Below are 12,140 nucleotides of genomic sequence, written 5' to 3'. Positions count from 1 at the left end.
CAGGCTCTTTTTTTTGTCGTTTGCTTTACAATTCTTATTTATTTCCAAAAAAATTGATTCTGGTATTAGAACCTGGTACTAAGACGTGTTATACTATGTGAAGAAAGTTGCTCTTATCTTATGTACAAAGGAGAAGGTATAACTTGACAGAACAGCAACAATGGCTTGCGCCTGAATATTACAATATGACTTCGGAAATGGAACACCATGAGGCTGATAAGACAGCGCTCAAGTGGTTAAGTCAGACAGGGGAATACGAAGAAATCACCTACGGAGAGCTGTTGAAAAAGGCAAATCGGCTAGCTGGAGGACTTGCAAGTCTGGGATTTAACAAAGGTGACAGAGTTCTGGTCGTAGTACCACGGCGTATTATTGCCTATGTCATTTACCTCGCCTGCTTGAAGCTGGGGCTTGCGGTCATTCCATCTTCAGAAATGCTGCGGGCCAAGGATATTGCATATCGGCTTCGCCATTCGGAAGCGCGCGCAGTCATTGCCTGGGCTGGCGTAACAAGTGAAGTAGACAAAATCAGCGATGATTTGCCTGCTTTGGATTATCGCATTGTAGTCCCTGAGGACTGCACGGTAGATGCACCAGGCTGGCTCGTGCTGGATGAGCTGATGGAGGGACAGGAAGATATTTTTGAAGCTGTGAAGACACACCGTGATGACATGGCCATTCTGGCCTATACTTCGGGTACCACAGGCAATCCTAAAGGTGTTGTACACAGCCATGGCTGGGGATATGCTCATCTGCGGATAACATCACCATGGTTGGATATTCAGACTTCAGACATCGTATGGGCTACGGCTGCACCTGGCTGGCAAAAATGGATTTGGAGTCCGTTTTTATCGGTACTGGGAAATGGAGCGACCGGATTCGTATATAATGGTCCGTTTCGTCCGGGGCGCTATTTGCAGTTGCTGCAGCAATACGGAGTTCAAGTGTTGTGCTGTACACCGACGGAATATCGGATTATGGCAAAAACGGATAGTTTGGATCAATATGATCTATCCCGATTGCGAAGTGCTGTTTCTGCGGGAGAACCGCTCAATCAGGAGGTTATTAACAAGTTTCAGGAGCAATTCAACATTACGATTCGCGACGGCTACGGTCAAACAGAGAGTACATTAATTATTGGTAATCTAAGAGACGTACCTCTGCGCACAGGTTCAATGGGCAAATCCATTGCACCGGAACTTGTTGAGGTCGTAGACGAGGATGGTATTCCGCTGGCTCCAGGGCAAGTGGGCGATATTGCAGTGCGTGCTGATCTGCCGGCATTGTTTCATACGTACTATCATGATCCAGAGCGCAAATTAGCGAGTGTACATGGAGATTATTTTGTAACGGGCGACCGGGCGAGAAAGGATGAGGATGGATATTTTTGGTTTGAAGGACGCGGTGATGATATCATTATCAGTTCTGGCTATACCATTGGTCCTTTTGAAGTAGAAGAAGCGTTGATGAAGCATGATTCTGTGCAGGAATGTGCAGCGGTAGCCAGCCCGGATGAAGTCCGTGGACATGTCGTAAAAGCCTTCATCGTACTCAAAGCCGGAATAGAAGGATCACCAGAGCTAGTGAAGGAACTGCAACATCATGTGAAAACATGGACGGCACCTTACAAATATCCACGAAAAATAGAGTTTATTGAAGAACTTCCTAAAACCAGCTCAGGCAAAATACGAAGAGTGGAGCTGCGTGAACTGGAGAAACAATCCGTACTGTAGTGATGAAATCATTTAATATAATCAAAACGGAACAGGAGCGTGGAAAAATGAGTACATTTGAATCATTGTTGGAGCAATATGCAGAACTGGTCGTAAGAGTAGGAGTCAACATTCAGCCTGGACAGGCGTTGTTGGTAACTGCACCACTGGAAACTGTTGAGTTTACACGCCTAATTGTCAGCAAAGCCTATGAAGCAGGCGCTAAATATGTACAGGTAGAGTTTGAGGACGATTCCATTACACGCAGTCGTTTTGAGTACAGTGACGAAGCCTGCTTTGATTACTACCCTGCTTGGAAGGCAGAAATGATGGAGAAATTCGCCGAAGAGGGTGGAGCCACATTAACGATTAAAGTGCCGAACCCGGATTTATATCAAGGTATTGATCCACAAAAAGTTTCTCGTGCGACCAAAGCGGCAGCTACGGCGAGAGAAGGCTTTTCTAAATATACCCGCAATCATAAAATTAGCTGGTGTTTGATTAAAGCTCCGACGAAAGCCTGGGCCGATAAAGTGTTTGCGGATGTAGCAGAAGAAGACCGCATTCGTGTTATGTGGGATACGATTTTCCAAATGAATCGTGTAGACGGCTCTGATCCAATTCAGAATTGGCAAAATCATTTGAAAAATCTTGAACAGGTACAAGATAAGCTGAACCATAAAAAATATAAAAGCCTGCACTATCGTGCGCCCGGAACAGATTTGAGAATTGAGTTGGCTGACGGACATATTTGGCGCAGTGGTGGTGGTGAAAACGAGCGCGGAGATTATTTTGTCGCGAATATGCCGACAGAAGAAGTGTTCACAATGCCTAAGCGTACTGGTGTCAATGGTCACATTACAAGTACCATGCCGCTTAATTTAAATGGGCAGCTGGTAGATCACATTACATTTACCTTTAAGGACGGTAAAGTCACCGAATATACAGCAGAATCTGGTGAGCAGCATCTCACTCATTTGCTCGCTACGGATGAAGGAGCCAGCTTTCTGGGGGAAGTTGCCCTAGTACCGCACGATTCACCGATTTCCAATCTCAATCGTATTTTTTATAATACAGGTATCGACGAAAATGCTTCCTGCCATCTGGCCTTAGGCAGTGCGTATCCATTTAACATCGAAAATGGGACACAGATGAACAAGGAGGAACTGCTCCAGAACGGTGCCAATGTCAGCCTGACTCATGTTGACTTCATGATCGGCTCGGCTGAGCTGGATATTGATGGCGAACTGCCAGACGGAAGAAAAGAGGCAGTGTTCCGCAAAGGAAATTGGGCCATTTAGATCTTCTTTCAACCTCAATTCAATCAACCCGCAAACGATCTGATTCGTTTGCGGGTTTTTTTAGCCTAATTTTCATATCTTTACTTGTTTTGTGAAATGTAAAGTGCTAAAATGATTTCAAACAATAATTTAAACATTGTTTTAAATATAGTTTTAATTGTTGTTTTGCTTAAAGTGGTCCTTTCATTTGTCCGTTAGTATTAAACTAAACAGGAGGAGAAACAACATGAGTCACCCAGACAAAAAACAACAGACCAAAGAAAAAATTCTACAGTCTACGCTGGAATTTATTCAAAAGGAAGGTTTCGAGGCGGTTACAATCAGAAAAATTGCTGACCTGTCTAGCACTAATATTTCTCTAGTTAATTATTATTTTGGCTCCAAGGAAAATTTACTCAGTGAAGCTATTGAAGTGATTCTAAACAGCTTTCAGCACACATTTTCCGTTTTGGACAATACAGCGATTCCTCCGCAAGATAGACTGAAACAATTTTTACTTAACTATTTACAAGTCATTCGCCAATATCCAGAGCTACTGTCGCGAATTATTGTGATGGGCAGCACGCCCTTTACATCTCAACAGGAATACGGAAGATTTTTAATGGGGTTTCCAAAGGTGCAGAATACGATCAGGGAACTGACAGGTGAGCAACAGTCGGAGCGATTGTTAGCAATGATGCTGCAAATATTCGGAGCCATTTTTCTGCCTGCACTGATGAGTCCGATTCTTGAGTCTGGAGCAGTTGTGGAAATGCCCTCAATAGAAGAGCAATTAAATTTGCTATTTGAAAGATATTTTGATCAAAAATAAATCAGAGGGGTGACTAATATGAATTTTTTGAGAAAATATTGGCAAGATGCAGGGGCTATTATTGGTGTGGTTGTATGTATTGTTTTACTTATGAATAAAGCTATTCTTTCGGATGTAACAGGCATGTTATGGTTGAGCTTTGTGGCTATATTGTTTCATCAATTTGAAGAATACCGTTGGCCTGGATATTTTGCGGGTATATTTAACAATGTTTTGTTTAAAAGTGAAGCCCCGGATCATTACCCCTTGAACACTCAATCAGCGATGATCATTAATGTGGCAATTGCCTACGTATTTTATCTGCTCCCCGTATGTTTCCCCCATGTGGTCTGGCTTGGACTCGCACCGGTTTTGATGGGATTCTTCCAGGTCGTCTGGCACGGTATTGTTGTCAATATTAAAGCAAAAACGGTGTATAACCCTGGTTTGTGTACGGCACTTCTCCTGCATGTTCCTATAGGAATCTGGTATATACATGAAATTGTAAAGCAAAATATCCCTACGGCAATAGACTGGATTGTAGGCACAATCTACTTTGTTTTTGCTGTATATATCTTTATTATTAGAGGGAATATATGGTTAAAGAAGAGTGACTCCCCCTACGCCTTTTCTAAACAACAGCTAGGAATTTATGATCGTAGGTAGGTATATTAGAATATTATCAACGCTCTTGTTTACAAGTTGGATACAAGTTGAGGTATTCTGGAAACGAGGTTCAGTTACACTTGGTTTGTACCCAAGAACAAGGAGAGAGTGATCTTATAATGAAACCTACACATCAATCTCGTAATCGTAAAAAGTTAGCTTGCAAGCTAGCCACCACCAGCGCTTTATTAGCAATAGGTTTTGCTGTGATGACAGGATGCGGCAATAGCGGAGAAGCAAACTCAACTGCTCTATCCACAGTAAAAACAGCCACACCATCTACCAGTAATTCAACAGATCAGAACACAGACAGCCATACCAATGAGCAAGATACTCACACTAACAAGACGAGTACAGATATCAGCAAGCCTAGGGCGGATGCGGGAAGTTCCAAGAATACTGGAAAAGAGTCTGATCAAGGTTCAACCTCGACACAGCATAAACCTGCTAGTAGTACAGCCTCACCTGACAGTAAATACAGCTCTGCCGCTGCTATAATGAGCGCAGCCAAGCAGGGAACGTTACCCAATCTGCCGAAAGGTCTTGGTTTGGGGACGAGCAGCGATCTTTTGTTCGAGCTATGGGGGAAATCCGATTCTGGTTCTACAGGTCCTATGAGAAGCTATGCCAAATATCATACAGATCTCGTACTGGATGGAAGTGACAAAGTTACAGAAATTACTTCTTCCCATCCACAATATAAGAAGTTGCTTATTAAACAAGTTATTAAAGAACTCGGCCAGCCCACAGAAACAATCGACACCTCTAAAGACATATCCAGTACAGCAGAAGCTAGTTATACGATCAACAATACGTCAGATCTTAGTTATTATCTAGTATTTTCCTATCAAACCAAAACGCAAAAGGTCAATTATGTTCGGTTATACTTTAACACGATGACGCCATAATGAAGTGTGCCAAAAGAGTCGTTTCCATCATGATTAGAGAGGCGGCTTTTTTGGTCCATTGCATTTTTAGAGTGGGACATTTATACTACCTAGTGATTGATTAATCACTACTAGTAAAATGTAATAAATAAAAGGATGAGAACATATGGCTAAAGCTACATCAACATCAATAAATCGCCAAAAGGAAATCATATCTGCTGCTATCGAAGTCTTTGCGGAAATGGGTTACTACCGAGCTACAACAGCCAAAGTTGCGGAACGGGCCAATATTTCTCAGCCCTATGTTTTCCGCTTTTTTGGTACCAAGGAAGCTTTGCTTATTGAAGCGTTGAAGGTTTCATTTGATCGCATCATAGATTCTTTTCAGGGGGTCATTCATTTGGCTTCGTCTGAGCAGCTAGAGCAAGAACTGATTGCAGCCTACTCGCAAATTATGATGGAATATCGCAATGAAATACTTTTACAAATGCAGGCGCAGACGATCCGTGAGGATGTGGTTGTAAGTGTGATGCAGCAGGGGTTTCGTGAAATTCATACGACAGTCTATAATGCTTTCCGGCAGGCAGGTATTGAACAAGCCATGAAAAAAACGATGCTTTTTCTTGCCAGAGGCATGCTTTGTAATATCTCGATGTCGCTGGATCTGCCAGAACTCATGAAAATAGATGAATAGATGTATGTACGCAGTAGAGTCGCGCTTTTGTGCGGCTTTTTTTGTTCACTTTTATTTTGAATAAGACATGAACTAGTTAGTTTCGGGACGAAAGCGGCCAACGAAGTTGACAAAAGAAGTCAATCTCGTTATTCTAATACCCATAGGGGTATATGTATATATAAATTAAAACTTACTAAGCCCCACAAAAAAACAGGCGGAGGTTATATCATGTCTTTAACTAATCAAATCCAAGCAGATCAGATACTTGATTGCAAAGGCCTTGCTTGTCCTATGCCGATTGTAAAAACAAAAAAAGCTATGAAAGAGCTACTTGCCGGACAGATTATGGAGGTTCAAGTGACTGACAAGGGTTCGCTAGCTGACTTTCAGAGCTGGGCCCAAGGCACCGGACATCAATATTTGGGCACTCATCAAGAAGGAGATATCATGCGACATTATATACGCAAGGCAAATCCGGCTGAATTGCAGGAGGAGCAAGCGTTTCTCTCCACGATAAGCTACGAAGAGCTGCAAGCAAAAAGGTCTGCACAGAAGAATTTCATTTTGCTGGATGTTCGTGAGCCCGCAGAATTTGCAGTTAAACATATCCCAGGCTCTAAGCACATTCCTCTCGGAGAACTGGAGAGTAGATTCACTGAACTGAATCTGGATGAAGAAATTGCAGTGATCTGTCAAGCTGGTTCACGCAGTGAAAGGGCATGTCAGTTATTAGCAGACAAAGGCGCTAAAAACGTCAAATCCGTGCTCCTAGGCATATCTGCATGGACAGGAGAAACAAAGGAGAGCAATTCAATATGAGCATACCAGCAGGAGCATATACAGAGCATCAAGGGCAAACTCAACCTAAAACAACAATTGTATTGTTTAGTGGGGAGCTGGATAAGGCGATTGCTGCCTTCATTATTGCGAATGGGGCGGCGGCATACGATCATGAAGTAACTATTTTCTTTACATTTTGGGGGCTCAATATATTGCGTAAGGATGAACTCGTGCGTACCCATAAGGGATTGCTCGAAAAAGCCTTTGGCTGGCTCATGCCTCGTGGACCTCAAAAGCTTACGCTTTCCAAAATCAATTTTGCAGGACTGGGGCCGCAGATGATCAAGCAAGTCATGAAAAAGCATAATGCGCTCTCCCTTCCGGAGCTTATAGAGCTGGCCCGAGAGCAGGGGATCAAGCTCGTCGCCTGTACTATGACCATGGATCTGTTAGGACTACAACAAGAAGAACTAATAGACGGAGTGGAATATGCTGGCGTAGCTGCCTACTTGGGAGATGCGTCGCAGGGGAAGGTGAATCTATTTATTTAGGGTATTCTATTTATTTTTTTGGTTTATAATATACCTATACGTGTATATGGTAAGTCAAAAAAAGGAGTGCATTGCTTTATGGATTACAATTACAGTGATGAACTAAAAACCCGCCTGAGAAGGATTGAGGGACAGGTGCGTGGGGTGCTTCGCTTAATGGATGAGGGAAAATCATGCAAAGATGTAGTCAGCCAGCTATCAGCTGTGCGCAATGCATCAGATAAGGCAATCGCCCAAATTGTAGCGGAAAATCTCCAACGTTGTATATTGGAAGAGCAAGAAGCTGGAGGAGATACCGATAAGCTGGTTAAAGAAGCAATTCAGCTGCTAGTGAAAAGTAGATAATCGTGTAATGTAGTTGAAAATAACATCTTGCGCAATTAATGATGTTGACAAATAAGCTCCGTTGTAAATATAATGTTTACAACGGAAGGTGATATTAATGCAAATTAGCAGCCGATTTTCAATTGCAGTTCATATGCTGTCCCTTATACATGTACGTGCTGATTATCTGACTTCTGAGCAAATTGCCGATAGTGTGAATACAAACCCGGTGATTATACGGCAAATTACCCGACTGCTTAAAAAATCTGGATTAATGGATGTGCGCAGAGGGACTGGTGGTTCGTATCTATTAAAAGACCCGGCGGCAATTTCTTTATATGACGTGTATAAAGCAGTAGAGGTAGTAGAGGATGATCAACTGTTTAATACCCATGCCAATCCCAATCCGAATTGTTGGGTTGGAGCCAATATCAATCAGGTACTGGAGCTTATATTAATGAAGGCTCAAAATGCCATGGAAAGTATATTGCGAAATATTTCAATACAAGAAATTATAGAACTTATTATCCAAAAAAATAATGCTTCTTAGGAGGCATCATTTTTTTGGAGATCGATGTAATAATTATTATTACATCAATACTCTAAATGTATATTTTTTTGAATTCGTTGTAAGTAACTCTATTACACTGATTTTGTTATAACTTTTTATAAATAAATGCTAAAGAATATGAAAGGAGGTGAGGAAAATGTGATTTTAAAATGAATCAACTGAAACTATGTCTTTAAAAAAAAGTATTTTATGGAAGGATTTGAACAGTGATGATGAACAGAACAGTTGAAGAAGAAATCCAGGAGCTGCATTGGGAAAAGGATGTGAACTCTTACATACAATTGATTCCAAACATAGAGTTCTCTAATGTGGAGGGTAATTCCTTAAAATTAAATTTGTTAGTATACCGAGACCCTATGGATGCGTTATTCAACAGAGTGGGAAATCAGGAGAAATACCCCTTGATTATTTATTTACAAGGTTGTGGGTGGGGGTGGTCCAAACAGAATACCTTTGCTTTTGTGCCACAGCTGTCCGAATTTGCCAAAATGGGATATGTTGTTGCAAGTGTGGAGTATAGAACCAGTGACAACGCTATATTTCCGGCTCAAATTCAAGATGTAAAAGCTGCTATACGCTTCCTGAAGGCTAATGCGTCTTTATATAATATCAATCCGGAAAGAGTAGGCGTATGGGGAGATTCATCTGGTGCTCATCTAGCATTGCTGGCGGGGTTAACAGAAGGAAATGAGGAGTTAGCAGGAGACAGGGAATACCCGAATGAGTCGAGTACTATTCAAGCAGTTGTAGATTGGTTTGGTCCAACGGATTTACTGACTATGAGTCAGTATCCATCCATTTTTGATCATGATTCACCACATTCTCCAGAGTCCAAGCTAGTGGGAGGAGCTATTCAGGAGAATAAAGATAAAGCAAGAATAGCTAGTCCTATGCAATATATTCACCCAGAGGCACCACCAACTTTAATTATGCATGGAGATCAGGATGACGTGGTTCCCTTTGAACAAAGCATGGAGTTTTACAAAGCACTTAAGCAATCGGGTAATGATGTCATTCTGTACAAAATTAAGGGAGCTGGACATATTGCCTTTACCCAGCCCCATATATTAGACCTGGTTAAGAAGTTTTTTGATCAACATCTGAAAGACTAATTCTATAATACCGTGATTAAAAAAGTTCGCTGCCTCTAGTTGGTGGCGGGCTTTTTTTCTGACAACCTTAGGCATGAAATATGCCTCTGTTTATACAGAAGAAGACAGGTGTAAATAACCCATAAAAATATAACTTTTTTCGGAGGGGATAGATATGGAGGTATTTGTCACGATTGGGGCCAAATTGATCATCAGCTTTTTTGGCTTGTGGATCATTACTTTTATTACGGGTCGGAAAACACTCAGTCAGTTAACACCGCTCGATTTTCTGACATCATTGGTATTAAGCGAAATTGTGGGCAATACGTTATATGACGATGAGGTGACCATTTGGCAACTTTTGTTTGCTTTAGCGTTATGGTGCGCGCTGGCCTACTTTTTCGAAAAGGCAACGACCCATTTTGTGAAATTTGGATATATGGCCGAAGGTCGAACAGTACTGCTTGTGGACAGGGGCCAGGTTAATCAAGAAATGCTGGAGAAATATGATATAGAATTTACACAGCTACTCTCCATGTTACGTCAGCAAAATATTTTTTCTCTGCGTGAGGTCTGGTACGCCACGTTAGAGACGAACGGCTCATTATCAGTCATGCGCAAACCCGAATACGAGCCACCCGCTGCTCAGGATATGGGAATAGAAGCACAACCTGACCTTTTTTCGGTTACTGTCATTGATAAGGGAAAATTGCTGGATGAATCTATGCGTGGAAAAACGATTGATGTAGAACTGATAAAAGCAAAGGCGCGAGAGCAGGGATATGATAGCATCGACGAGATAGCTTATGCAGAGCTTAGTGAGGATGGAACGCTCCATGTAGTGCCGATGAAAGAGAATACACACCAAAAAAGAGGTGGAGCTATATAAAGGAATGATCGTCTCTTATACCTTCTCCGAATTTCGCAAATTAACCACCACAGGTCCAAAGGAGTGTGATATATAGAATATTTGAGCTCCGGATTGAGGAGACTACCTCTATGGGTTTGGATTTTTTCAGAAAGTGGTGATAAGGTTTGAATTTCTCGGATGAACGGCTCATCTGTCTTAGATTTGAAGATAAACTGGGATATTTCGCTAAGTCTGCTGCTCCTCCTATTTATGAGACTGCTCCGTTTTTCTTTGATACCTACGAAGATTATGCTGAAGCAGCTAATCATGAAAAGGAGCATTATGTCTATTCGAGAGGGACTAATCCTACCGTGCGGATTGCAGAACAAATGATTGCTGCGCTAGAAGGTGGGGAGGACTGCAAGTGCTTTGCCTCCGGAATGGCTGCTATCAGTGCCGCCTTAATGTGTAGCTTATCCGCAGGGGATCATCTGATTCTGGTCGGACACATATATGAAACTTCCGTCAGCCTAGCCAAATATTTAACGAAGTTCGATATAAACTATACGATTGTACATTCGACTTCTACGGAAGCAGTTGCTAATGCCATCCAACCGCAGACCCGTGCTATTCTTATGGAGTCTCCTACCTCATTTACATTCGATATGGTAAATATTCAGGAAGTAGCATCGCTCTCCAAAGCGAAGGGTATACGCACAATCATCGATAATTCATGGGCTACACCCCTTTTCCAAAAACCATTAGAATGGGGCGTGGATATCGTCGTTCACTCCGCCTCCAAGTACTTGGGGGGTCATAATGATTTAGTTGCTGGAGCAGTAATCGCTTCTAAGGAGATAATAAAGCGTATGTATGCTGAAGAATACGAGTTGATTGGCGGCTCGTTAGCCCCTTTTGAAGCCTGGCTACTCATTCGGGGTCTAAGAACACTCCCGCTCCGTATGGAAGCCCATCAAAGGAATGCTCTGCTGGTTGCCCGTTTTTTATCAGATCATCCGGCCATTTCCAAAGTAAATCATCCCGGACTTCCTTCTCACCCACAGCATGAGCTGGCATGTAGACAGCTTAAAGGATATGCCGGATTATTCAGCTTTGAATTAAAAGATTCGGGTTATGAGGATATATGCAGAGTGATCAATAAACTGCGGCTGATTCGGATCGGTGTATCGTGGGGGGCTATGGAGAGCCAGATAATCTCACCGAACTACGGATTCAATAAGCAGAGTCTAAAAAAACAGCACATGCCCGAATCGCTAATCCGCTTGGCTGTGGGGCATGAGCCTTCTGAACTTTTAATAGAGGATCTAGCTACTGCTTTAAGCTAAGCGAACATTTCAGGATTTTATCTACAAAAAGCGAAAGCAGCAGCTCCATCAGTAATAAAGAGCTTCTGCTTTTATGAATTATGACGTTTATACCCTAACTTTGCATTATAAGTAGAAGATAAGCGCGAGTTTCGGTTGTTACAGATAAATCATCATGTGTAGACGTGGTTTAATAGAAACTACACTGTGTAGAAGCAGAGTAGAAACAGAAAATATTAACTGGTATATATTACTACTTGCCTGATAGGTACACACGTGATAAATTATATATCCAGCCAGTTAAACGGCTGTTGAATTGATCTTTGAAAACTGAACAACGAGTGAGTACGGATTTTGTTTATAAAATCCAACGCTGAAATTTTGGTACATGCTATCTGGCTGTATAAAATGAAAGCAAACATGAGATATTTTATCTCGTCAGTTTCAACATGAGCTAATCGCTCTTTCGATAAACCAACTTCGGTTGGACTTTAATGGAGAGTTTGATCCTGGCTCAGGACGAACGCTGGCGGCGTGCCTAATACATGCAAGTCGAGCGGGGTTAATTAGAAGCTTGCTTCTAATTAACCTAGCGGCGGACGGGTGAGTAACACGT

General features: G+C 42.0%; 13 protein-coding genes. All 13 read left to right on the top strand.

All coding sequences use genetic code 11. The features are described from left to right. Positions 1–143 precede the first annotated feature (143 nt). The 13 genes from ACQQ6X_RS01400 (at position 144) to ACQQ6X_RS01340 (ending at position 11,545) form a co-directional block, all read left to right on the top strand. Complete coding sequence (locus ACQQ6X_RS01400) at positions 144–1,733, top strand: acyl-CoA synthetase (RefSeq protein ID WP_305167752.1); 1,590 nt, start codon at positions 144–146, stop codon at positions 1,731–1,733. 47 nt (positions 1,734–1,780) lie between these two features. Beyond that, on the top strand, positions 1,781–3,013 hold the full coding sequence (locus ACQQ6X_RS01395) for an aminopeptidase (RefSeq protein WP_305167751.1): 1,233 nt from the start codon (positions 1,781–1,783) through the stop codon (positions 3,011–3,013). Between the two features lie 226 nt (positions 3,014–3,239). Then, a complete protein-coding gene (locus ACQQ6X_RS01390; RefSeq protein WP_305167750.1) occupies positions 3,240–3,824 on the top strand; it encodes a TetR/AcrR family transcriptional regulator in 585 nt (194 codons plus the stop codon). 18 nt (positions 3,825–3,842) lie between these two features. After that, positions 3,843–4,469, top strand: a complete 627-nt coding sequence (locus ACQQ6X_RS01385; RefSeq protein ID WP_305167749.1) for an HXXEE domain-containing protein — start codon at positions 3,843–3,845, stop codon at positions 4,467–4,469. Between the two features lie 119 nt (positions 4,470–4,588). Then, entirely contained in the window at positions 4,589–5,377 is a 789-nt protein-coding gene (locus ACQQ6X_RS01380) for a DUF4309 domain-containing protein (protein ID WP_305167748.1), read from the top strand. Between the two features lie 145 nt (positions 5,378–5,522). Further along, the gene (locus ACQQ6X_RS01375) at positions 5,523–6,050 is read left to right on the top strand and encodes a TetR/AcrR family transcriptional regulator (RefSeq protein WP_305167747.1); all 528 of its coding nucleotides are present in this window, start codon (positions 5,523–5,525) and stop codon (positions 6,048–6,050) included. A 210-nt stretch (positions 6,051–6,260) separates the two neighbouring features. After that, positions 6,261–6,851 (top strand): sulfurtransferase TusA family protein, encoded by a 591-nt coding sequence (locus ACQQ6X_RS01370; RefSeq protein ID WP_305167746.1) that lies wholly within the window; start codon positions 6,261–6,263, stop codon positions 6,849–6,851. Beyond that, the gene (locus ACQQ6X_RS01365) at positions 6,848–7,363 is read left to right on the top strand and encodes a DsrE/DsrF/DrsH-like family protein (RefSeq protein WP_305167745.1); all 516 of its coding nucleotides are present in this window, start codon (positions 6,848–6,850) and stop codon (positions 7,361–7,363) included. Before ACQQ6X_RS01370 ends, ACQQ6X_RS01365 begins: the two co-directional genes overlap by 4 nt. A gap of 78 nt (positions 7,364–7,441) precedes the next feature. Continuing rightward, on the top strand, positions 7,442–7,708 hold the full coding sequence (locus tag ACQQ6X_RS01360; protein ID WP_013310304.1) for a metal-sensitive transcriptional regulator: 267 nt from the start codon (positions 7,442–7,444) through the stop codon (positions 7,706–7,708). Positions 7,709–7,805: 97 nt separating this feature from the next. Then, complete coding sequence (locus ACQQ6X_RS01355) at positions 7,806–8,237, top strand: Rrf2 family transcriptional regulator (protein WP_305167744.1); 432 nt, start codon at positions 7,806–7,808, stop codon at positions 8,235–8,237. A gap of 230 nt (positions 8,238–8,467) precedes the next feature. Continuing rightward, the gene (locus tag ACQQ6X_RS01350; protein ID WP_305167743.1) at positions 8,468–9,370 is read left to right on the top strand and encodes an alpha/beta hydrolase; all 903 of its coding nucleotides are present in this window, start codon (positions 8,468–8,470) and stop codon (positions 9,368–9,370) included. A gap of 154 nt (positions 9,371–9,524) precedes the next feature. Then, positions 9,525–10,238 (top strand): YetF domain-containing protein, encoded by a 714-nt coding sequence (locus ACQQ6X_RS01345; RefSeq protein WP_305167742.1) that lies wholly within the window; start codon positions 9,525–9,527, stop codon positions 10,236–10,238. A gap of 146 nt (positions 10,239–10,384) precedes the next feature. Next, complete coding sequence (locus tag ACQQ6X_RS01340; protein WP_305167741.1) at positions 10,385–11,545, top strand: trans-sulfuration enzyme family protein; 1,161 nt, start codon at positions 10,385–10,387, stop codon at positions 11,543–11,545. The last annotated feature ends 595 nt before the right edge of the window (positions 11,546–12,140 follow it).

The sequence above is a fragment of the Paenibacillus ottowii genome (genome assembly GCF_050516475.1).
Taxonomy (GTDB): domain Bacteria; phylum Bacillota; class Bacilli; order Paenibacillales; family Paenibacillaceae; genus Paenibacillus; species Paenibacillus ottowii.
The sequence above is the reverse complement of the archived record's forward strand: the minus strand, read 5'-3'. Positions and strand labels throughout refer to the sequence as shown.